At 72.4% G+C, this 22,552-nt stretch carries 19 protein-coding genes; 2 read left to right on the forward strand and 17 right to left on the reverse strand.

The genetic code is table 11. The features are described from left to right. Positions 1-105 precede the first annotated feature (105 nt). Positions 106-1,068, reverse strand: coding sequence for a 2-hydroxyacid dehydrogenase (locus ACIGXJ_RS31225; RefSeq protein WP_399652442.1), 963 nt, complete (start codon positions 1,066-1,068; stop codon positions 106-108). 76 nt (positions 1,069-1,144) lie between these two features. Between ACIGXJ_RS31225 and ACIGXJ_RS31230 the strand changes: the two genes are divergently transcribed. Together ACIGXJ_RS31230 and ACIGXJ_RS31235 are read left to right on the forward strand one after the other, a co-directional pair. Next, positions 1,145-2,143, forward strand: a complete 999-nt coding sequence (locus ACIGXJ_RS31230) for an aldo/keto reductase (RefSeq protein WP_399652444.1) — start codon at positions 1,145-1,147, stop codon at positions 2,141-2,143. A 164-nt stretch (positions 2,144-2,307) separates the two neighbouring features. Further along, positions 2,308-3,510 carry a PQQ-dependent sugar dehydrogenase gene (locus tag ACIGXJ_RS31235; RefSeq protein WP_399652446.1) on the forward strand — a complete coding sequence of 401 codons (1,203 nt, stop codon included), beginning with the start codon at positions 2,308-2,310 and terminating at the stop codon, positions 3,508-3,510. Here ACIGXJ_RS31235 and ACIGXJ_RS31240 read toward each other — a convergent pair. From ACIGXJ_RS31240 to ACIGXJ_RS31315, 16 genes are all read right to left on the reverse strand, one after another. Then, positions 3,507-3,719, reverse strand: a complete 213-nt coding sequence (locus ACIGXJ_RS31240) for a DUF6191 domain-containing protein (RefSeq protein WP_399652621.1) — start codon at positions 3,717-3,719, stop codon at positions 3,507-3,509. The two genes, ACIGXJ_RS31235 and ACIGXJ_RS31240, sit on opposite strands and share 4 nt — an antisense overlap. 116 nt (positions 3,720-3,835) lie before the next feature. Continuing rightward, positions 3,836-6,916, reverse strand: a complete 3,081-nt coding sequence (locus ACIGXJ_RS31245; protein ID WP_399652623.1) for an AAA family ATPase — start codon at positions 6,914-6,916, stop codon at positions 3,836-3,838. Between the two features lie 59 nt (positions 6,917-6,975). After that, complete coding sequence (locus ACIGXJ_RS31250; RefSeq protein ID WP_399652449.1) at positions 6,976-7,176, reverse strand: hypothetical protein; 201 nt, start codon at positions 7,174-7,176, stop codon at positions 6,976-6,978. Between the two features lie 182 nt (positions 7,177-7,358). Further along, on the reverse strand, positions 7,359-7,991 hold the full coding sequence (locus ACIGXJ_RS31255) for a hypothetical protein (RefSeq protein WP_399652452.1): 633 nt from the start codon (positions 7,989-7,991) through the stop codon (positions 7,359-7,361). Between the two features lie 35 nt (positions 7,992-8,026). Beyond that, positions 8,027-8,596 (reverse strand): GNAT family N-acetyltransferase, encoded by a 570-nt coding sequence (locus ACIGXJ_RS31260; protein ID WP_399652454.1) that lies wholly within the window; start codon positions 8,594-8,596, stop codon positions 8,027-8,029. Next, positions 8,574-10,802: an MMPL family transporter gene (locus ACIGXJ_RS31265; RefSeq protein ID WP_399652457.1), complete on the reverse strand. Its 2,229-nt coding sequence runs from the start codon at positions 10,800-10,802 to the stop codon at positions 8,574-8,576. Before ACIGXJ_RS31265 ends, ACIGXJ_RS31260 begins: the two co-directional genes overlap by 23 nt. Before the next feature lie 191 nt (positions 10,803-10,993). Then, a complete protein-coding gene (locus ACIGXJ_RS31270; protein WP_399652459.1) occupies positions 10,994-11,269 on the reverse strand; it encodes a hypothetical protein in 276 nt (91 codons plus the stop codon). A 223-nt stretch (positions 11,270-11,492) separates the two neighbouring features. Then, on the reverse strand, positions 11,493-13,007 hold the full coding sequence (gatB, locus tag ACIGXJ_RS31275; protein WP_399652462.1) for an Asp-tRNA(Asn)/Glu-tRNA(Gln) amidotransferase subunit GatB: 1,515 nt from the start codon (positions 13,005-13,007) through the stop codon (positions 11,493-11,495). Between the two features lie 15 nt (positions 13,008-13,022). Further along, entirely contained in the window at positions 13,023-13,262 is a 240-nt protein-coding gene (locus ACIGXJ_RS31280) for a hypothetical protein (RefSeq protein WP_043504295.1), read from the reverse strand. Beyond that, positions 13,259-14,752 carry an Asp-tRNA(Asn)/Glu-tRNA(Gln) amidotransferase subunit GatA gene (gene gatA / locus ACIGXJ_RS31285; protein WP_399652464.1) on the reverse strand — a complete coding sequence of 498 codons (1,494 nt, stop codon included), beginning with the start codon at positions 14,750-14,752 and terminating at the stop codon, positions 13,259-13,261. The genes ACIGXJ_RS31280 and gatA overlap by 4 nt, the downstream gene beginning before the upstream one ends. Positions 14,753-14,757: 5 nt before the next feature. Further along, a complete protein-coding gene (gene gatC / locus ACIGXJ_RS31290) occupies positions 14,758-15,054 on the reverse strand; it encodes an Asp-tRNA(Asn)/Glu-tRNA(Gln) amidotransferase subunit GatC (RefSeq protein WP_016432511.1) in 297 nt (98 codons plus the stop codon). Positions 15,055-15,327: 273 nt separating this feature from the next. Further along, entirely contained in the window at positions 15,328-15,819 is a 492-nt protein-coding gene (locus ACIGXJ_RS31295; protein ID WP_399652468.1) for a cupin domain-containing protein, read from the reverse strand. Positions 15,820-15,958: 139 nt separating this feature from the next. After that, positions 15,959-18,199, reverse strand: coding sequence for a putative bifunctional diguanylate cyclase/phosphodiesterase (locus tag ACIGXJ_RS31300; protein WP_399652471.1), 2,241 nt, complete (start codon positions 18,197-18,199; stop codon positions 15,959-15,961). A gap of 260 nt (positions 18,200-18,459) precedes the next feature. Further along, positions 18,460-20,652: an NAD-dependent DNA ligase LigA gene (gene ligA / locus ACIGXJ_RS31305; RefSeq protein WP_399652473.1), complete on the reverse strand. Its 2,193-nt coding sequence runs from the start codon at positions 20,650-20,652 to the stop codon at positions 18,460-18,462. 15 nt (positions 20,653-20,667) lie between these two features. Beyond that, positions 20,668-21,669 carry a methionine synthase gene (locus ACIGXJ_RS31310; protein WP_399652475.1) on the reverse strand — a complete coding sequence of 334 codons (1,002 nt, stop codon included), beginning with the start codon at positions 21,667-21,669 and terminating at the stop codon, positions 20,668-20,670. A gap of 181 nt (positions 21,670-21,850) precedes the next feature. Continuing rightward, positions 21,851-22,549: an SDR family oxidoreductase gene (locus tag ACIGXJ_RS31315; RefSeq protein WP_399652478.1), complete on the reverse strand. Its 699-nt coding sequence runs from the start codon at positions 22,547-22,549 to the stop codon at positions 21,851-21,853. Positions 22,550-22,552: the final 3 nt, after the last annotated feature.

Raw genomic sequence — 22,552 nt, forward strand, 5'->3', positions numbered from 1 at the left:
CCAGTCTCGTCACTCAGGGACATAGCTTCTCTACGCTCCGTGACGACCAGGGGTAACGCGAGCACCGCCCGCATCCGCAGGACTGCGGAGGGTACTCGAACCGGACTACGCGTCCGGCGCGCCCGTCGTAAGGATCACGTTCGCCAGCGGCTCCCGGTTCACAAACCGGCGCAACTGCCCTACGAGGAGCCGCTTGGCGCGCGGCAGGAACGCGGACGTGGGGCCGCCGACGTGCGGGCTGATGAGCACACCGGGCGCACGCCACAGCGGATGGCCCGCCGGCAGCGGCTCGGGGTCGACCACGTCCAGGGCGGCGGTGATCCGGCCGCTCTCCAGTTCGGCGAGGAGCGCCCCGGTGTCGACGACGGCCCCGCGCGCGACGTTCACCAGCAGGGCGCCGTCCCTCATCCGGGCCAGGAAGGCCTTGTCCACCAGGCCGCGCGTGCTGTCGTTCAGGGGTGTGGTCAGGATGACGACGTCCGCCTCGGGCAGCAGCGCGGGCAGATCGGTGAACGGGTGCACCGGGCCGCGCTCCGTGGTGCGCGCCGAGCGCGCGACGCGCAGCACCCGCGCGACCTCGAACGGTACGAGCCGGTCCTCGACGGCCGAGCCGATCGCCCCGTAGCCGACGATCAGCACGCTCTTGTCGGCGAGCGAGGGATGGAACGCGCCCTGCCAGTGCTCGCGCTCCTGCGCCCGCACGAAGGAGGGGATGCCGCGCAGGGACGCCAGCGTCAGGGTGAGCGCCAGTTCGGCGGTGCTCGCCTCGTGCACCCCGCGCGCGTTGCACAGCTGTACACCCGTCACGAGGTCGTCCAGGCGGGACATGACGTCGTCGACGCCCGCGGTCAGCGTCTGCACCAGCCGCAGGTTCGTCATCTGCGGGAGCGGCCGCACCTTCACCGGGTAGCGCTTCATGTACGGCACGACGTAGACGGCACAGTCCGCGGGGTCGGCCGGGAACTCCTGCTCACCGTCCACTCCCCCGTCCCAGAAGTGGTAGGTCAGGCCCTCGGGAAGGCCCTCGATCTCGTCCGGCGGGATCGGCAGCCACACATCGGAAGTCATGGTCAGGAGGCTATGCCAGGGTTCCGCGGGCGCAGAGGTTAGGTTGGGGTCCCAAGAGAGGGAGGGTCACGACCAGGTGGAGCGCAGGACGATCGGCGCGGGGGCACTCTCGGTGGGGGCCGTCGGGCTCGGGTGCATGCCGATGAGCTGGGCCTACAGCACGTCACGGCAGCGGGGCGACGAATCCCTCAGGGCGGTGCACCGGGCGCTCGACACGGGCTCGACGCTGCTGGACACCGCCGACATGTACGGGCCGTTCACCAACGAGCTGCTGATCGGGCGGGTGTTGAAGGAGCGGCGCGCGGACGCCTTCGTGTCGACCAAGGTCGGACTGCTCGTCGGCGAGCAGCACATCGTCGCCAACGGCCGCCCCGGCTATGTGAAACGGGCCTGCGACGCGTCCCTGCGGCGCCTGCAGACGGACGTCATAGACCTCTACCAGCTGCACCGCGCCGACCCCGAGGTGCCGGTGGAGGAGACCTGGGGCGCGATGGCGGAGCTCGTACGGGCGGGCAAGGTGCGGGCGTTGGGGCTGTGCGCCGTCGGGGTGCGGGGCAACCGCCGCTCGGGGGCCCGCCTGTACGACGCGACGCTGCGGCAACTGCAGCGTGTGCAGCAGGTCTTCCCGGTGAGCGCCGTGCAGGCCGAGCTGTCCGTGTGGTCGCCGGAGGCGCTGCGCACCCTGCTGCCCTGGTGCGAGGCCCGCGGTATCGGCTTCCTGGCGGCGATGCCGCTCGGCAACGGCTTCCTCACCGGCACCCTCACCCCTGGGCAGGGGTTCGAGCCGGACGACATGCGCGCCCGGCACCCTCGCTTCACCGCCGAGATGATGGCCGCGAACCAGCCGATCGTCGTCGGCCTGCGCCGGGTCGCCGCCCGCCACGGCGAGGCGGTCACCCCGGCCCAGGTGGCCCTCGCCTGGGTGCTGGCCCAGGGGCCGCACGTGGTGCCGGTGCCGGGGGCCAAGCAGGAGCGGTGGGTGGCGGAGAACGCGCGGGCGGCGGACCTGCGGCTGAGCCCGGAGGACCTGGCCGAGCTGGCGGGACTGCCGCGGGCCAGGGGATCCTGGGACTGACGGGAGCGCGCCGGGGCCGGGAGGTCATGGACCGCTCGGACGGGGTGATCGGCCGGCTCGGACCCGGGATCTGCCGGACCGTATGAGCCGGGGACCGGCGGACCGCGGGGATCGGGGACCCGCTGAATCGCGCGGAACGGGAACCCGAGGGGTGCCGGCGGTGTATGAGAAGGAGTAGCCGCCGCGTCGAAGGGACCAAGATCGTGCAACGTCGAGTCGGGACGGCCGTGCTGGCCGCCGCGCTTCTGCTGACGGCCGGCTGCTCCTCGGACGGCGGCGGAGGGGATCCGCCCGGTGGGCCGGGGAGCACGGCATCGGGGAGTACGGCGGCCGGTGCGCCCTCCTCCGCCGCGGCCGAGGAGACCCCGCCGGCGAAGGGCTCGGTGAAGGTCGTCCGTACGGTCGCGGAGGGCCTGGACAGTCCGTGGGGCCTGGCCCCGCTGCCGGACGGCGACCTGCTGGTCTCCTCACGCGACGAGGGCACGATCCTCCGGGTCGACGTGGAGACCGGCCGCAAGACCGAGCTGGGCGAGGTGTCCGGGGTGTCCCCGGAGGGCGAGGGCGGCCTGCTGGGCATCGCGCTGTCGCCGGACTACGCCTCGGACCACATGGTCTACGCCTTCTTCACCTCCGCGTCGGACAACCGCATCGTGCGGATGCTGTACGACGCGGACAGGCCGCCGGGCGAGCAACTGGGCGCGCCCGACACGGTGTTCAAGGGCATCCCCAAGGGGTTCATCCACAACGGCGGCCGGATCGCCTTCGGCCCGGACGGCATGCTCCACGTCGGCACGGGCGAGACCGGCGACACCGGACTCGCCCAGGACAAGGAATCCCTGGGCGGCAAGATCCTGCGGCTGACCCCGGAGGGCGAACCCGCCCCGGGCAACCCCTTCCCCGACTCCCCCGTGTACTCCTTCGGCCACCGCAACGTGCAGGGACTCGCCTGGGACGCCGAGCAGCGGCTGTTCGCCTCGGAGTTCGGCCAGGACACCTGGGACGAGCTCAACGCGATCGCACCGGGCGGCAACTACGGCTGGCCCGAGGCCGAGGGCCGCTCCGGCGACGGCGACTTCACCGACCCGCTGGCACAGTGGCACACCGCCGACGCCTCCCCCAGCGGTGTCGCCTACGCCGAGGGCTCCCTGTGGATGGCGGGCCTGCGCGGCGAGCGGCTGTGGCGCGTCCCGCTCAAGGGCACCCAGGCGTCGGCCGACCCGCAGGCCTTCCTGGAGGGCGAGTACGGCCGGCTGCGCACGGTGGTCTCCGGGGGCGGCGGCAAGCTGTGGCTGGTGACGAGCGAGACCGACGGCCGGGGTTCCCCGGAGGAGGGCGACGACCGGATCCTGGAGCTGGAGGTGCGCTAGGGGGTGCCGGAGTGCTCCTCGGTCGCCGGGGCGGGGCCCTCTTCGGCCGGCTGGGGTGCCCTGACGACGACCTTCCCGGACGCCAGGTCTATCGGCCCGCGCCCGGGATCGTTGTCCCCCACGTCCTCACGGGTGAGCTCCAGCCGCTTGCGCTCGTCCCGGGTGTGCTTGCGGCCCGGAGCGAAGAGTTCCTCGAAGGGGCTGAACATCGTCTCCCTTTCCTGGGGCCGGGTGGCCGGTTGGGTCACCTGTTCCATCATCGCGCGGCCGGCCTCAGCCCGGCTCGGGAGAGAACAGTTCCAGCCGATGAGCCAGCGCGGCCGCCTCACCCCGGCTCGGGAGAGAACAGTTCCAGCCGATGAGCCAGCGCGGCCGCCTCACCCCGGCCGGAGACGCCGAGCTTGGCGAGGATGTGGGAGACGTGGACGCTGGCCGTCTTCGGGGAGATGAACAGTTCCTCGGCTATCTGGCGGTTGCTGCGGCCGGCCGCGACCAGGCGGAGGACGTCGCGTTCCCGGCCGGTCAGGCCCAGCGCCCTGGCGGGGTCGGTGGGGGTGGCGTCCGCCGGGGCGGTGCCGTCGAGGGTGAGGCGGGCGCGCCGGGCGAGGCGGGTGACGCGGTCGGCCAGCGGGACGGCGCCCAGGTGGCGGGCGGCCGCGAGGGCGAGCCGCAGCAGCTCGGTGGCGCGGTCGCGGGTGTCGTCCGAGGCGGTGTGCCGGTCGTCGGCGGTGGGCGGTGGGCCCGCCGAGAGCAGGGCTTCGGCGAGGCGGTGACGGACGCGGGCGAGGTCGTAGGGGCGCTCCAGGCACTCGAAGGCGGTGACCACGGCCGACCAGGTGCCGGGGGTGTCCTCACCCCGGGCGTGGGCGAGTTCTGCGCGGACCCAGGCCTCGTGGGCGTGCCAGACGGGCGCGTCGGTGGTGAGCTTCCTGGTCACCTCGCGGATGCGGGCGAGGGCCTCGGTTCGGCCCTCCTGCGCGGCGGGCAGGGCCCGGGTGTCGGCCTCGGCGACGGCGGCGTCCAGCAGCAGGGGCCAGGCGTAGTGATGGGTGCCCGGGGGGATGCCGGCGTCCAGGGCGCGGGCCAGTTCGGCGCGGGCGTCCTTGAGCCGGCCTTCGGCCGCGGCCACGCCGACAGCGGCCCGGGCCAGGGGCAGCCACTGCTGCGGCACCCGGTCGTGGGTGCCGAAACAGCGCCCGGCGACGGCCAGTTGGCGGGCGGCCTCGGCCGGTTCGCCGCGGTCCAGGGCGATCTGGGCCAGGCACATGGCGGCGGCGCCCAGTGGCTTGGAACTGAGGTCGCGGCGGGCCGCCTGCTGTGCGGCTTCGACGGCCTCGTCCCAGCGGCCGGCGGAGTACAGGGTGTCGGCGAGGTTGGCCCAGCTCCACGCCTCGGCGACGAGCAGGCCGTATCGCTGGGTGAAGCGGATGCCCTCCTTCAGGAGCGGGGCGGCCTCGCGTGAGCGGCCCACGGATTCGAGGGCGTGGGAGAGGTTGGCGTGGGCGCGGCCGGCGATATGGGGGAAGCCTTTGGTCACGGCCTGTCGGCGGACCTGGTCCAGCTCCGCCAGGCCGGTGTCGACGTGGCCGGCGTCCACCAGGAGTCCGCCGTGGGTGACACGGGCGTTGAGCTCGGTCTCGCGGGCGCCGATCATCCGGGCGTACTCCAGGGCGCGTTCGGCGGCGGTGAGGGCGTCGGGGCCGGGCTCGTGGAGCATCGTCCAGTCGGCGACGGTGCCGAGCACCTCGGCGTGCACCTCCGACGGGGGAAGTCCGCGCAGGAGTTCCTGGGCGGTGGCCAGCTCGTGGTGTCCGTCGCCGCGGCCCAGTGACTGCACGAGCGTGGAGCGCTGGGTCCAGAACCAGGCGGCGCGCAGGGTGTCGCTGTCACCGCCGTCGCCTTCGCCGTCACCGTCGGCGTCGAGCAGGTCGAGGGCCCGCTTGGTGATCTTCAGGGCGCGTTCGCGTTCCCCGCACAGCCGTCCGGCGACGGCGGCCTCGGCCAGCAGGTCCAGATAGCGCAGGGTGGTGGTGGCGGGGTCGCAGCCGCAGTAGGCGTCGGTGTGGTCGCCGAGCCGCAGTGCGCCGCGGGTGTCCTCGGCGGCGCTGTCCCACAGCTCCATCGCCCGTTCCAGGAGCCTGAGTTGCTCGGCGTAGGCGTGGCGGCGGCGGGCGGAGGCGGAGGCGTCGAGGACGGCGGGCAGGGCCTTGGCGGCGTCGTGCGCGTGGTACCAGTAGCTGGCCAGGCGGGTGACGCGTTCACCGGCGGGCACGAGCGTGGGGTCGGCCTCCAGCGCCTCGGCGTAGCGGCGGCTGAGGCGGGAGCGCTCACCGGGGAGCAGGTCGTCGGCGACGGCCTCGCGGACCAGGGAGTGGCGGAAACGGTAGCCCGCCCCGTCGGGGGCCGGGGTGAGGATGCCGGCGTTGACGGCGGCGCGCAGGGCGGTGATGAGGTCGTCCTCGGTGAGCCGGGAGGCCGCCGCGAGGAGCCGGTGTTCGACGGTGGAGCCGCCCACGGCGACGATCCGGGCGACCTGCTGGGCGGCGTCGGGCAGGCTCTCGACGCGGACCAGCAACAGGTCGCGCAGGGAGTCGGTGAGGCCGGTGGGGCAGCCCTCCTGGGCGGCGACGGCGAGTTCCTCGACGAAGAAGGCGTTGCCGTCGGAGCGTTCGAAGATGGCGTCGACCTGGGCGGGGTCGGGTTCGGCGGCGAGGATGCCGGCGATCTGGCGGCCGACCTCCTCGCGGTTGAAGCGGCTCAGTTCCAGGCGGCGTACGGTGCGCAGCCGGTCGAGTTCGGCGAGCAGGGGGCGCATCGGGTGGCGGCGGTGGATGTCGTCGGAGCGGTAGGTGGCCAGGACGACGAGGCGGCCGGTGCGCAGGGTGCGGAAGAGGTACGCGAGCAGATGGCGGGTGGAGGTGTCGGCCCAGTGCAGGTCCTCCAGGGCGACGACGACCGTGCGGTCGGCGGCGGCGCGTTCCAGCAGGCGGACGGTGAGCTCGAAGAGCCGGGCGAGGCCCTCCTCGTCGTGTCTGCCGGCTCCGGTGTCGCCCAACTCGGGCAGGAGTCTGGCCAGTTCGTCCTCCTGGCCGGCGGCCGCTGCGGCCAGTTCGTCCGGCAGGGCGCGGCGCAGGGCGCGCAGTGCGGCGGAGAACGGGGCGAAGGGCAGACCTTCGGCCCCGACCTCCACACAGCCGCCGAGCGCGACGACGGCCCCCGCGCGGGCGGCGGTGTCGGTGAACTCCTCCACCAGGCGGGTCTTTCCGACGCCGGCCTCGCCGCCGACGAGAAACGCCCGCGGCTCGCCCGCGGCTGCGCGGGCGAGCGCGTCGTTCAGCGTGTCCAACTCCTGGGCGCGGCCGATGAACACGGGACTGACGGACGTGGTCTGCACGAGTGCGAGCATCGCACGCAGGTGCGGGTGCTTGTCATCCGTGTGCTCCAGGGCCGCCGCCCCGGCCGCGCTCACGCGGTGCGTGCCGAGCGGAGCCGGCGTGGACGGCGGCTATGCGACTCGGCCTCGGCGGGCCGTGCGTCGGCCCCCCGGCGCTTCGCCTCGGCGCGCGCGGCACGGCCGGTGCGGACGGCCTCCCGGACCAGCCGCTCGTGGTCGGCGCGGCGGATCAGCTCGGCGGAACGCATCTGCTGCATCTCGTACTGGAACATCTCGGACTCCCTGGTGAAGGCCCGGTCTCCGTGTGGTCCGGAGCCCGGTCGGGGCACCGCTTTCTGCGATGCCTCGACCTTCGTCTCCCAGGGGGGTCCGCCACATCGGGAGAGTTCCGCATCTTCCGAGGTGGGAGGGGCCTTAGACATGCCTGAGGGGCCTCAGGGCGTGTCTAAGGCCCTTATGCGGAGGGCAGGCCCAGCAGGACGTCCGTGTACTTCAGCACGGCCAGCAGCAGACCGATGACGCCGAGGGAGACGCCCGCCCAGGAGACCGACCTGATCCAGTGGGCCTGCGGCCTGCCGGGGGCGCCGAAGGCGGGGCGGGCCAGCACCATCACGCCGGTGATCAGCGCGGCGAGGGCGAACACGCCGGCCCACAGGGCGGCGGCGTGCCAGGCGTCGCCGTAGCCCTCCTTGACCATGGTGGCGACGCTGGAGGACGAGGAGGTCTCCAGCTGGCCGATGAGCGACTCGCGCGCGGAGGCGACGGTGCCGATCCAGCCACCGGTGAGGGAGACCAGGCCGAGGGCGGCGGAGACGACGGCCCCGGCGCCCTGGCCGACCCCGGAGGGTCCCTCGTCGGCGGAGCCGTCCGGGGTCCCGGCCTCGTCCGCGGCCTCGTCCGCGGCCTGCCGGGCCGGGGTCCCGGTGGTCGCGGTGGTGCCGGGCGCCTCGGTGGTCTCGGCGCTGTCGGCCGTCTCGGCGGACTGGGCGCTGTCGACCGTCCCGGCCGTCTCGGCGTTCTCTGTCGTCCCGGCGGTCTCTGTCGTCCCGGCGGTCTCTGTCGTTCCGGCCTCAGTCTTCGTTCCCATGCTCCGCACCGTACGGACGGAGTCTGAGAGGGGCCTTAACGATCCGCGAGGGCCTCGCGAGCGCTCCGCCACTCGGCAGCGAGCAGCGACCAGACCTCCATGTCCAGACGTACGCCGCGATGCGGGTAGCTCTCGCGCCGCACGCCCTCCCGGGTCATGCCGAGGCGGCGGGCGACGTTGACGCTGGGCGTGTTGCCGGTGGCGGCGATCCACTCGACGCGATGGATGCCGCGGTCGAGGACGACATGGTCCAGCAGCACCCGCATCGCACGGGTGACCAGGCCGCGCCCGGTCGCGGCGGGCTCCAGCCAGCAGCCGACCTCGCAGTTGCCCTGGGCCTCGTCGAAGTTGAGGTAGAGCACCCCGCCGACGAGCTTGCCGTCGAGCCAGATGCCGTGCAGGGAGGTGGTGCCGGCCGCGCGCCAGTCGGCGTACCGCTGGAGCGTCTCGCGGGCCGAGGCCACGTCCGTGGCGCGTGAGCCGAAGGGCACGTACCGGTTGATGAACTCCCGGCCGCGCTCCAGGTGACCGAGGAACTCCTCGGCGTGCCAGGGCTCCAGGGGGCGCAGTTCGGCTCCGTCGTCACCCAGCGATATCGCGTACATTCCGTTCCCGCTCCTCTTCGAACTCGGCCGCAACCTCGGCGAGCTTCTCATGCGCGGCGCGGCACTCGGGCGGTTCGATGCTGATGCGGGGCAGACGCCGGTCGAGCCAGCGCGGGAGCCACCAGTTGGCGCCGCCGAGCAGATGCATCAGGGCGGGCACCAGCAGCGTACGCAGGACGAAGGCGTCGAGGGCGACGGCGGCGGCCAGCGCGATGCCGAACATGGCGATCACGCGGTCGCCGCTGAGCACGAAGGCGAGGAAGACGGAGATCATGATGACGGCCGCCGAGTTGATCACCCGGCTGGTCTCGGCGAGGCCGACGCGGACCGCACGCCGGTTGTCGCCGGTCTCCAGCCACTCCTCGTACATCCGGCTGACCAGGAAGACCTGGTAGTCCATGGACAGCCCGAACAGCACCGACACCATGATCACGGGCAGGAAGGGCTCGATGGGGCCCGCGCGGCCGAGGCCGAGCAGTTCGCCGCCCCAGCCCCACTGGAAGATCGCGACGACGACACCGAACGCGGCGGCGACGGCGGCGACGTTCATGGCGGCGGCCTTGAGCGGGATGCCGATCGAGCGGAAGGCCAGCAGGAGCAGGACGCAGCCGAGCCCGATGACGACGCCGACGAACAGCGGCAGCTTGCCGACGATCACGTCCGCGAAGTCGTCGTAGCCGGCCGTGACCCCGCCGACCTGCAGGTCGAGCGAGGTACCCGACTCGGCACGCGGCAGCACCTCGGCGCGCAGCACGTCGACGAGCTCGCTGGTCTCCCGCGACTGCGGCGAGGACTCCGGTACGACGGTGAGGTACGCGGTGTCGCCGCCGCTGTTGTACGTCACCGGGGTCACCGAGGTGACGCCGTGGGTGGAGCGCAGGGCGGTGTCGAGGTTGTCCAGGGCGAGCTTGTCGGCGGCGCCGTGCACCTGGCCGACGAGGGTGAGCGGGCCGTTGACGCCGGGGCCGAAGCCCTCGGCGAGCAGGTCGTAGGCCTGCCGGGTCGTCGAGGTCTCGGTGTTGTTGCCCTGGTCGGAGGTGCCCAGGCGCAGGGAGAGCGCGGGCAGGGCGAGCAGGGTCATCACGACGAGGGCGAGGGCGCCGAGCTTCTTGGGATGGCGTTCGACGAAGGCGGACCAGCGCGCGGCGAACCCGGTGGGGATCTCGGGCTCGGGCCCGTGCTCGGCGAGGCGGCGCCGCTCGCGGCGGCTGAGCGCCCGCATGCCGATCAGCTTCAGCAGCGCGGGCAGCAGGGTCACGGAGGCCGCGACGGTGAGGACGACGGTGAGCGAGGCGGCGATGGCGACGCCGTTGAGGAAGCTCAGCCGCAGTATCAGCATGCCCAGCAGGGCGATGCAGACGGTGGCGCCCGCGAAGACGACCGCGCGTCCGGTGGTGGCGACCGCGTTGGTGGCGGCCTCGGTGACGCTCAGCCCGCGTTTCAGGCCGCGCCGGTGCCGGGTGACGATGAACAGGGCGTAGTCGATGCCGACGCCGAGTCCGATCAGCATGCCCAGCATGGGCGCGAAGTCGGCGACCGTCATGACGTGGCCGAGCAGCACGATCCCGAAGTAGGCGGTGCCGACGCCGATCAGCGCGGTGGCGATGGGCAGCAGCGAGGCGGCGAGCGAGCCGAAGGCGAGGAACAGCACGACCGCGGCGACGACCACGCCGACGACCTCGGCGAGATGCCCGCCGGAGGACTCGGTGAGCGCGATGGCGTTGCCGCCGAGTTCCACCTGGAGCCCGTCGGCCTCGGCGGCCTTCGCCGTCTCGACCACGGCCTTCACCTGGCCGGCGTCGAGGTTCTCGGCCGACTGCTCGAAGGTGACGGTGGCGTAGGCGGTGTGCCCGTCCTCGCTGATCCGGTCCGCGCGGTGGCCCCCGTAGGGGCTGGTCACGGAGGCGACGCCCGGCAGCTCCGCGATGTCGTCGAGGGCGCGGGTCATGGTCTGCTCAACGTCGGCGGCGCGGACGCTGCCGGAGCCGGTGTGCCAGACGACGGTGTCGCTGTCCCCGCCGAGGCCCTGGAAACCGTCCCGCAGCAGCTGGGTGGCGCGGCCCGACTCGGTGCCGGGGACCTCGTAGTTGTTCGAGTACGCCGAACCGGCGACGGCGGCGGCCGCGGAGACCCCGCCGAAGGCGAGGAGCCACAGCAGAACGGTGACGAGGCGGTGCCGGACACACCAGCGTGCAAGGGCTGCCACGAACCTGCTCCCAGAGACGACCGTTTGTGAATCTTTGACCGGGAACAGTCGTGCATGAACCGAACAGCCCGCAAAGAACCTATGAGAATGCCTAGTCACTCTTACAGGCGGAAATGATCCTTTGGACTGTTCGTGGGCTTATTCACAGAAGTGGGCGCCGACGCACGGATCGCTCACCCGTCACACGCCGATCAGTCGAACTGGTCCCCGAGGGCCATCACCATCACGCCCGCGATCAACAGCCACAGCGCCCGCCGGGTGCGCCCGCGGGAGCCGATGAGGGCGGCGGTCGCGCAGACCGCGGCGCCGAGGGCGTAGGCCGCGGGGACGAGTGCGGGCGCGGTGCCGGCGAGCCGCAGGAGGGCCGCCGCGAGCCCGGCGAGGGCCAGCAGGACGCCGGTGCCGGTCGCCGTCCAGCGTGCCCGCCGCGCGTCCTCGGCGAGGTCCTCGTCGGCCGCCTCGGCCATGTGCGCTGTCGCTGTGTGCGGTGTCTCTGTGTGCGGTGTCTCTGTGTGCGCTGTCTCTGTGTGCGCTGTCTCTGTGCGCGGTGTCTCTGTGCGCGGTGTCTCTATGTGCGGTGTCTCGGAATCGACGGGTCCCTTCATGGCGCGGCAGCGTAGCGCCTGGGGTTCGCGGGCATGCCACAGGCCCTGGGGAAACGGGTCCCCAGGGCCTGTACGCGGATCGGGCTCAGCCCTCGCCGACGCCCAGCTTCTCCAGGATCAGCTCCTTGACACGGGCGGCGTCGGCCTGGCCACGGGTGGCCTTCATGACCGCGCCGACCAGGGCGCCGGCCGCGGCCACCTTGCCGCCGCGGATCTTGTCCGCGACGGCCGGGTTGCCGGCGATGGCGTCCTCGACGGCGGCGGTGAGCGCGCCCTCGTCGGAGACGACCTTCAGGCCGCGCTTGTCGACGACCTCGTCCGGGGTGCCCTCGCCCGCGAGGACGCCCTCGATGACCTGGCGGGCCAGCTTGTCGTTCAGGTCGCCCTTCGCGACGAGCTCGGTGACCCGGGCCACCTGCGCCGGGGTGATCGCCAGCTCGTCGAGCGCCTTGCCGGATTCGTTGGCGCTGCGGGCCAGCTCGCCCATCCACCACTTGCGGGCGGACGCGGCGTCGGCACCGGCGTCGATCGTGGCGACGATCAGGTCCAGCGCACCGGCGTTCAGGATCGCCTGCATGTCGGTGGCGGAGATGCCCCACTCGGCGAGCAGCCGGGTGCGGCGGGCCAGCGGCATCTCCGGGAGGGCCGCGCGGATCTCCTCGACCCACTCACGGGACGGGGCGACCGGCACGAGGTCGGGCTCCGGGAAGTACCGGTAGTCCTCGGCCTCCTCCTTCACACGGCCCGAGGTCGTCGAGCCGGTGTCCTCGTGGAAGTGGCGGGTCTCCTGGACGATGGTGCCGCCACTGCCGAGCACGGCCGCGTGGCGCTGGATCTCGTAGCGCGCGGCACGCTCGACCGAGCGCAGCGAGTTGACGTTCTTCGTCTCCGAGCGGGTGCCGAACTTCTCGGTGCCGTTCGGGCGCAGCGAGAGGTTCACGTCGCAGCGCATCTGGCCCATCTCCATACGGGCCTCGGACACACCGAGCGCCCGGATGAGCTCGCGCAGCTCACGGACGTAGGCCCGCGCGACCTCGGGGGCGCGCTCGCCGGCACCGACGATCGGCTTGGTGACGATCTCGATGAGCGGGATGCCCGCGCGGTTGTAGTCGAGGAGCGAGTGCGAGGCGCCGTGGATACGGCCCGTCGCGCCACCGACGTGGGTCGACTTGCCGGTGTCCTCCTCCATGTGGGCGCGCTCGATCTCCACGCGGAAGGTCTCGCCGTCCTCCAGCTGGACGTCGAGGTAGCCGTTGAAGGCGATCGGCTCGTCGTACTGGGAGGTCTGGAAGTTCTTCGGCATGTCCGGATAGAAGTAGTTCTTCCGGGCGAAGCGGCACCACTCGGCGATCTCGCAGTTCAGTGCGAGACCGATCTTGATGGCGGACTCGACTCCGGTCGCGTTGACGACCGGGAGCGCGCCGGGCAGGCCGAGGCAGACCGGGCAGGTCTGGGTGTTCGGGTCGGCGCCGAGCGCGGTGGAACAGCCGCAGAACATCTTCGTCTTGGTGCCGAGTTCGACATGGACCTCAAGGCCCATGACGGGGTCGTACGACGCGAGAGCGTCCTCGTACGACACCAGGTCGGTCGTGGTGGTCACGGTGAAACTTCCCTCTCAGCCCAGCAGGACGTCGTCGTCGCCCAGCCGCTTCAGCTCGCGGTAGAGGATGGCGAGGCCGGTGACGATCGCGGCGGCGGACACGGCGGCATCGACCAGACGGAGCGTGTCGCTCTCGGCGCGGGCGAGCTTCGCCTGCTTGGCGACGCTGAACGCGCCGAACGCGGTGGTGGCCATGGACAGGTACAGGCCGTTCTTGGACTTCTTGAAGCCCTTGGCCTTCGACAGCTTGCTCACAGCGACGGTGCCTCCTCCAGCAGCGGGTGACCCCACTTTTCCACGAAGGCGGCCTCGACGGCGGCGCCGACCTTGTACAGACGCTCGTCCTTCAGCGCCGGGGCGATGATCTGCAGACCGACCGGGAGGTTGTCCTCCGGGGCGAGGCCGCAGGGCAGGGACATGGCCGCGTTGCCCGCCAGGTTGGTCGGGATGGTGCACAGGTCCGCGAGGTACATCGCCATCGGGTCGTCGGCGCGCTCGCCGATCGGGAAGGCGGTCGTCGGCGTGGTCGGCGAGACGATGACGTCGACCTGCTCGAAGGCCTTCTCGAAGTCGCGCGTGATGAGCGTGCGGACCTTCTGGGCGCTGCCGTAGTACGCGTCGTAGTAGCCGGAGCTCAACGCGTACGTGCCGAGCATGATGCGGCGCTTGACCTCGGCGCCGAAGCCCGCCTCACGGGTGAGGGAGGTGACCTCCTCGGCGGAGTGCGTGCCGTCGTCGCCGGTCCGCAGGCCGTAGCGCAGGCCGTCGAAGCGGGCGAGGTTGGAGGAGCACTCGGAGGGCGCGATCAGGTAGTACGCCGACAGCGCCAGGTCGAAGGACGGGCAGTCCAGTTCGACGATCTCGGCGCCCAGCTCCTTGAGCAGCTCGACGGACTCGTCGAACCGCTGGATGACGCCGGCCTGGTAGCCCTCGCCGCGGAACTGCTTGACCACGCCGACCCGCATGCCCTGCACGCTGCCGTTGCGGGCGGCCTCGACGACCGGCGGGACCGGGGCGTCGATGGAGGTGGAGTCGAGCGGGTCGTGCCCGGCGATGACCTCGTGCAGCAGGGCCGCGTCCAGGACCGTGCGGGCACAGGGGCCGCCCTGGTCGAGGGAGGAGGAGAAGGCGACCATGCCGTAGCGGGAGACCGCGCCGTAGGTCGGCTTCACGCCGACCGTGCCGGTGACGGCGGCCGGCTGGCGGATGGAGCCGCCGGTGTCGGTGCCGATGGCGAGCGGGGCCTCGAAGGAGGCGAGCGCGGCGGAGGAACCGCCGCCGGAGCCGCCCGGGATCCGGGTGAGGTCCCAGGGGTTGCCGGTCGGGCCGTAGGCGCTGTTCTCGGTGGAGGACCCCATGGCGAACTCGTCCATGTTGGTCTTGCCGAGGATGACGACGTCGGCGGCCTTCAGCTTCTTGGTGAGGGTCGCGTCGTACGGCGGGATCCAGCCCTCGAGGATCTTGGAGCCGACGGTCGTCGGGATGCCCTCGGTGGTGAAGATGTCCTTCAGCGCGAGCGGGACGCCGGCCAGCGGGCCGAGCTTCTCGCCACGGGCCCGCTTCTCGTCGACCGCGCGGGCCTGCGCGAGCGCGCCCTCCCGGTCGACGTGCAGGAAGGCGTGCACCTTCTCGTCGACGGCGTCGATCCGGGCCAGGTGGGCCTCGGTGACCTCGACGGCCGTGAGCTCGCCGGAGGCGATCTTCTCGGCGATCTCGGCGGCGGTGAGCTTGATGATGTCCGTCATGGCGATCAGTCCTCCCCCAGGATCTGCGGCACCTTGAAACGCTGCTGCTCCTGGGCCGGGGCGCCGGAGAGCGCCTGCTCGGGGGTGAGCGACGGACGCACCTCGTCCTTGCGCATGACGTTCGTCAGCGGGAGCGGGTGCGAGGTCGGCGGTACGTCTTGGTCGGCGACCTCGCTGACGCGGGCGACCGCGCCGATGATGTCGTCCAGCTGGCCGGCGAAGTGATCAAGCTCTTCGGGCTTCAGCTCCAGACGCGCCAGCCGGGCGAGGTGGGCGACCTCCTCGCGCGTGATGCCAGGCATGCAGCGATCCTCTGGGGTGAGTTGTGTGGTTGGGGGGCCGGGGTCGGTCGTCGCATCCCCGTCGTCCGCCCCGAAGGGCGGGTCGCGCGGCGTCCGTGCGTGCGATCGCAAGGCGCCGGAGCGGCCTCGTGGCGGGAGCCATGTGGCCGATTCGGCAACGCGGCGAGCGTGCGTGCCAGGCGTCGCGCGGCAGACGGGAATGTGACGACTGGCCCCAATCCTAGGGGGCGGGGGCCCGAGGCCGTTAAACGGTTTCGCCCGGGGCGGGCCGGTTCAGCGGCGGCCTTCCCAGGCGGGGCTGCGCAGGAAGTGGTTGTCGTACAGCTCCTGCACCTCCAGCAGGCTCTCCGGGCCGGCCTCGCCGAGGCGTATGCGCTGCAGGTGGCGGAAGTAGTCGAAGCGCTCCACACCGGGCGTGATGACGATGAGCAGGTCGGCGGTGCTGCCGGGCGGCGCGGCGAAAGCGTGCGGCCGGCCCGGCGGGACGATCACCAGGTCACCGCGCTCGGCGGTGATCACGTCCTCCCCGGAGAGCAGCTCGGCCTCGCCGTCCAGCAGGAAGAACATCTCCGCGGAGTTGCGGTGCAGATGCGGCCTGGCGCCGTCGGCGCCCTCGCCCAGCGTGACCCGCACGGTGGACAGCGCCCCGCCGGAGGCACTGCTGTCGGCCAGCAGCTTCACGGCGACGGGGTCCTCGCCGACCGTCTCGGCGTCGGCGTCCCGGACCAGCACCGTGTCGTCGAACGTCGGCACGAAGAGCGACATGCCCCAACCCCCTGATGATGTGCGGCGCGGTGCGCGCCCGTTGCGTTCATCAGGACAACGATCACCGTGCGGGCTTCGATTCCGCCCGGCCCCTGACTCGGCCCTGGAACTGGACCCCGACCGATGTCGGGGACAACGGTCACTCCGCCGCCGGGAGGGCCGCCTTCGGCCGCTGCCAGCCGCGCGCGCCGCGGGCGCGGAGCCAGGCCGTGGTCTCCTCGGGCGGCATCGCGGCGGCGACCAGCCAGCCCTGTACGGCGTCGCAGCGCAGGTCGCGCAGGCGCTCCCAGGTCTCGTCGTCCTCGACGCCCTCGGCGACGACCAGGAGGCCGAGGGAATGGGCGAGGTCCACGGTGCAGCGGACGATCTCGGCGTCCTCGTTGTCGACGGCGAGACGGGCCACGAAGGAACGGTCGATCTTCAGCTCGCTGACCGGCAGGCGGCGCAGGTGCACGAGCGAGGAGTAGCCGGTGCCGAAGTCGTCCAGGGACATCTTCACGCCGTGGCCGGTGAGCCCGGCGAGGGTGTCGGCGGCGCGCTGCGGGTCCTCCAGGAGGACGTGCTCGGTGATCTCCAGCTGGAGCGCCCCGGCCGGGACGCCGTGCCGGGCCAGCCGGGCGGCGACGGAGCCGGCGAAGCCGGGGGTGTGGACGTCGCGCGGGGAGACGTTGACCGCGACGGGCACGAACAGGCCCTGGGCGCGCCACTTGGCGACCTGGCCGAGCGCGGTCTCCAGGACGTACTCGGTGAGGTGCGGCATCAGCCCGGAGGACTCGGCGATCGCTATGAACTCGTCCGGCGGCACCTTGCCCCGCTCGGGGTGCACCCAGCGGACCAGGGCCTCGAGGCCGGCCACCTGGCCGTCGAAGCGGACTTTGGGCTGGTAGTGCAGCTGCACCTCGTGCGCGTCCAGCGCGCGGCGCAGGTCGGCGAGCAGTCCGAGGCGGTCGGGGGTGTTGGAGTCGCGCTTGGACTCGTACACCTCGACGCCGGTGCGGTCCCGCTTGGCCTGGTACATCGCCACGTCGGCGCGGCGCAGCAGGCCCTCCGCGTCCAGGGCGTGGTCGGGGAAGACGGCGACTCCGGCGCTGGCCTCCAGGACGAGTGTGAGCCCGTCGAGGTCGAGCGGGGAGCTCAGTGCGGCGACGATGCCGCGGGCGATACGGGTCGCGGACGTGGTGGAGTCGGCGACCGGCAGTAACACGGCGAACTCGTCGCCGCCGAGCCGCGCCACCTCTGCGCCGCGCGGCAGGGCCAGCCGCAGCCGGTCGGCGGTCTGCAGCAGCAGCCGGTCACCGGCGAGATGACCGAGCGTGTCGTTGACCGAGCGGAAACGGTCGAGGTCGATCAGCATCAGGGCGGCGCGGGCGCCGATGCGCTCGGCGTCGTCCAGGGCGGTCCAGATGCGCTCCAGGAGCCACTGCCGGTTGGGCAGCCCGGTCAGCGGGTCGCGCAGCTGCTCCTCGGCGCGGGCGCGGGCTATCCAGAGGGTGGAGTCGAGGGCGACGAGCGGGATCGCGAACAGCGGCAGCAGGATCGGCTCGGCCATGGCGACGACGCACACCAGCGGGGCTATCCCGAGCAGCGCGACCGCCACCAGGCCCTGTCTGACCAGGGCGGTGCGGGCGACGGTGGGCAGCCCTCCTGAGCGGGGCGCGTGCAGGTACCACAGGAGGGCGCGGGAGACCGCGAGGTACGCCCCGGCGGCCAGCACCACCTGGGGGGCGGTGTAGAGCGTCCAGGTGTCCGGGTACCAGGGGTTCTCCACGGACGGCACCCGGCCGAAGCCGGCCAGCACCAGGGCGCCCGCGCCGATGCCGAGGACGTCCACCGAGCCGTGCAGCACGCCCTGCCGCCAGCGGTGGCGCCGGGCTATGCCGACCAGTACGACGACGGTGAGGCTGACCATCCCGGCGGGCACCCAGCCGTACAGCAGCAGCACGGCGAGGGTGAGGGCGGCGCCCGAGCCGGTGCCGCCCCACCAGCGGGCCCTGCCGAGCATGACCAGGTGGCCGACGATCAGGCCGGCCAGCACGGCCAGTGACCAGCCGGGTGTGCCGGACGGGAAGAGGGCGTGGCCGCCGGTGAAGGCCCCGTAGAACCCGGCGCCCAGGACGAACCCCGCGGCCGCGACGACCGCGGCGGGCAGCGGGGGCCAGCTCGCGTGCCGGTCGGCCTCGGTGGTGCCGGGCAGTCCGTGGGTCTGCCCGGCGGTGAGCGGGGCGGTGCCGATCGGCACGGTGCCGAGGGGGCCGGTGCGGGCCCGGTCCGTTGCGTGATCGCGCGTACCGGCGCGCCGGGGGGCCGCCCGGCCCCCGCGCAAGGCGCCGGCCAGCCGGCGCAGCCGTGAGTGCGGGGCGGCGCTCTCGGTCGGTTCCATTCCCGTCCCTCTCACAGCCGGCGGTGCCCACGCCACGCGGCCCGATGCCCGACATCCCTCAACGGCACCGCGTCGGAAATCCCTTTCCCCCTGCTCTCCTGGAGCAGGGCGATGCCCCGACCGCAGCTGGGCACGGCAGGTGCATATCTCAACAGTAGGCCGCGTAAGGCTTCCTCGGGCAGCGGTCGCCGACGGTTGCCCGAATGCGCCCGGGCCACCCGTATGCATCTGATATGCGCCGATCGGGTGGCCTTCAACCGCTACTCCTCGGTCGGAAGTGCGACTTCCGCGGCGGCTTCCGGCCCTTGTCCGAGCAGGACGTCGAATCCGTCCTCGTCGAGGACGGGAACCTTCAGCTGCATCGCCTTGTCGTACTTCGATCCGGGGTTGTCACCCACAACGACGAACGAGGTCTTCTTCGACACCGAACCGGTCACCTTCGCACCCCTGCTCTGCAGGGCGTCCTTGGCTGCGTCGCGGGTGAAGCGCTCCAGGGTGCCGGTGACGACGACGGTGAGGCCCTCCAGCGGGCGCGGCCCCTCGTCCTCGCCGGAGCCCTCCTCCTCCATCCGCACGCCGGCGGCCTTCCACTTGCGCAGGATCTCCTGGTGCCAGTCCTCGGCGAACCACTCCTTGAGGGCCCTGGCGACGATGCCACCCACTCCGTCGACGGCGGTGAGCTCCTCCTCACTGGCCTGCTGGATGCGGTCGATCGACCGGAACTCGCGCGCGAGGGCCTCCGCGGCGACCGGACCGACATGCCGGATGGACAGTCCGGTCAGCAGCCGGGCCAGCGGGCGCTCCTTCGCTGCGGCGATGTTCTCCAGCATCGCAAGCGCGTTCTTCTTGGCCTCGCCCTGCTGGTTGGCGAAGACCGTGACGATCTTCTCCTCGCCGGTCTTCGGGTCCCGCTTGGGCAGCCCGCTGTCCTGGTCGAGGACGTACGCCTTGATGGGCAGCAACTGCTCGACCGTCAGGTCGAACAGATCGCCCTCGTCCTTCAGCGGCGGGTCGGACGGCTCCAGGGGCTTGGTGAGCGCGGCCGCCGCCACATAGCCGAAGTGCTCGATGTCCAGCGCCTTGCGGCTCGCGAGGTAGAACAGGCGCTCGCGCAACTGGGCCGGGCAGGTGCGGGCGTTCGGGCAGCGCAGGTCGACGTCGCCCTCCTTCATGGGCCGCAGCGGCGTCCCGCACTCGGGGCACTCGCTCGGCATCACGAACTCCCGCTCGGTGCCGTCGCGCAGGTCGACGACCGGGCCGAGGATCTCCGGGATGACGTCACCGGCCTTGCGCAGCACCACGGTGTCGCCGATCAGCACACCCTTGGCCTTGACCACGTCCTGGTTGTGCAGCGTCGCGAACTCGACCTCCGAGCCCGCCACCGTCACCGGCTCGACCTGCGCGTACGGCGTGACCCGGCCCGTACGGCCCACGCCCACGCGGATGTTGACCAGCTTGGTGTTGACCTCCTCCGGCGCGTACTTGTACGCGATCGCCCAGCGCGGGGCGCGGGCCGTGGAGCCCAGGCGGCCCTGGAGGCGGATCTCGTCGAGCTTGACGACCACGCCGTCGATCTCGTGCTCCACGGAGTGGCGGTTCTCGCCGTAGTACGCGATGAACTGCCGTACGCCGTCGAGGTCGTCGACCACCTTGTTGTGCGTGGAGGTGGGCAGGCCCCAGGACTTGAGCAGGTCGTACGCCTCGGAGAGGCGGGTCATGCCGTCGTAGCCCTCCAGGGCGCCGATGCCGTGGACGACCATGTGCAGCGGGCGGGAGGCGGTGACGCGCGGGTCCTTCTGGCGCAGAGAACCGGCAGCCGCGTTGCGGGGGTTGGCGAAGGGCTTGTCGCCGGCCTCCACAAGGCGGGCGTTGAGCTCCTCGAACTTCTCCATCGGGAAGTAGACCTCGCCGCGGATCTCCACGAGGTCCGGGACGCTGTCGCCCTGGAGGCGGTCGGGGATCTCGGCGATCGTACGGACGTTGGGTGTGATGTCCTCGCCGGTGCGGCCGTCGCCACGGGTGGCCGCGCGAGTGAGGCGGCCGTGCTCGTACGTGAGGTTGACGGCCAGGCCGTCGACCTTCAGCTCGCACAGGAAGTGATACGCCGAGGTGCCGACGTCCTTGTGGACGCGCTCGGCCCAGGCGGCCAGCTCCAGGTCGTCGAAGGCGTTGTCCAGGGACAGCATGCGCTGGGCGTGCTGGACGGCCCTGAACTCCGTCTCGTAGGCCCCGGCCACCTTCTGCGTCGGCGAGTCCGGTGTCCGCAGCTCCGGATACTCCTCCTCCAGCGCCTCCAGGGAGCGCAGGAGCTTGTCGAACTCCGCGTCGCTGATGACGGGAGCGTCCTTCACGTAGTACCGGAAGCGGTGCTCCTCGATCTGCTCAGCGAGCTTCGCGTGCTGCTCCCGCGCTTGTGCGGGCACCGTCGTCTCCGCTTGCCTGTCGCCGGCCACCGTGTCGTCCTCCCGTTACTCAGGGTTGTCCGCGAGGGATCTCGCCGCCCGGGCGCAGTGGGCGAGGGCCCGGCGGGCGTACTCGGGAGACGCGCCCGCGAGTCCGCATGCCGGGGTGACCGTGACCGCCTCCGGGAGAAGACCCGGTCGCAGCCCCAGCCTGCGCCACAGCGTCCTGACACCCATGACGCTACCGGCAGGGTCTGACAATCGGCCGTCCGTGCCCGGCACGACACCGGTGAAGAGGCGGGTGCCCGCCTCCACGGTTTCCCCGATCACATCGTCGTCACGCTCGGTGAGGAGCGAGAAGTCGAACGAGATCGCGGCCGCGCCCGCCCGGCGCAGCAGGGCGAACGGCACGTCCGGCGCGCACGAGTGGACCACGGTGCGGGCCGCCTCGTGCACCCCGAGGACGTCCCGCAGGGCGGCCTCGACGACCTGCCGGTCGACGGCGCGGTGCGTGCGGTAGCCGCTGGCGGTCTTCACCTGCCCGCGCAGTACGGCGGTCAGGGACGGCTCGTCGAGCTGGAGGACGAGCTGGGCGCCGGGGATGCGGCGCTGCACCTCGGCGAGGTGCTGGCGCAGGCCCTCGGCCAGGGACGCCGCGAGGTCGCGGCAGGCGCCGGGGTCGGACAGCGCGGCCTCGCCGTTGCGCAGCTCCAGGCTCGCCGCGAGGGTCCAGGGGCCGACCGCCTGCACCTTCAGCGGGCCCGAGTAGTCCTGGGTGAACTCCTCCAGCGCGTCCAGGTCCTCGCGCAGCCAGGAGCGGGCCCGCTTGGTGTCACGGCCGGGCCGGTCGCCGAGACGCCAGCCGCTGGGCTCCACGCGCGCGTACAGCTCGACGAGCATCCCGGCCGTGCGCCCGATCATGTCCGCGCCGGGGCCGCGCGCGGGGAGTTCCGCGAGGTACGGGAAGTCCTCGAAGGAGCCGACGACCGTCTTGGCGGCCTCCCGGGCGTCGCCGCCGGGCATGGAGCCGACGCCGGTGGCGGGGGCGAAGCTGAAGTGTTCGTTCACGCCAGGAAGCCTACGTACCGGGGAGCCCGCCCGGTCGCGTCGCCCCCGGCACCCTTGCCCGTCCCCTCCGCAGGGGCTCCGCCTCGGCGCCCCCGCCAGGAGGCTCCCCCGCCTCGGTCGGTCGAGAAGCGCGACCTGAGCCCGGTGATCGAGGGCGAGGCTCGTTCAGGACCGACAGCGGTCAGCGTCCCGGCCGGACCGTCACGTCGTTGATCTCCGCGTCCCTCGGCAGGTCGATCGCCGTCAGGATGGTCGTCGCGACGGACTCGGGGTCGATCCACTTCGACGCGTCGTAGTCCTTGCCCTCCTGCTGGTGGACCTTGGCCTGCATGGGGCTGGCGGTGCGGCCGGGGTAGACGGAGGTGACGCGGACGCCGTTGCCGTGCTCCTCGTGGCGCAGGGAGTCGGCGAGGGCCTTCAGGCCGTGCTTGGAGGCGGCGTACGCGGACCAGTCGGCGTGGGCGGCGAGGCCGGCGCCGGAGTTGACGAAGACCACGTGGCCGCGGGAGGCGCGCAGTTGGGGCAGGAAGTGGCGGGTCAGCTCGGCCGGGGAGATCAGGTTGACGTTGAGCTGGTGGCGCCAGGACTTCGGGGTCAGTTCGCCGACCGGGCCGAGGTCGACGACGCCCGCGATGTGCAGCAGGGTGTCGACGCGGTCCGGGAGGGCCTGGTGGGAGAAGGCCCAGCTGAGCTTGTCGGGGTCCGCGAGGTCGCCGACGAGGGTCTTCGCGCCGGGGAACTCGGCGGCCAGCTCCTTGGCGCGGCCCGCGTCACGCGCGTGCAGCACGAGGTCGTCCCCGCGCGCGTGCAGACGGCGGGCGACGGCCGCGCCGATGCCGGAACCGGCCCCGGTGATCACATGTGTAGCCATGCCCGCCATGCT

It is taken from the genome of Streptomyces sp. NPDC053367 (genome assembly GCF_044545925.1).
In the GTDB taxonomy this organism is placed as follows: Bacteria; Actinomycetota; Actinomycetes; order Streptomycetales; family Streptomycetaceae; genus Streptomyces.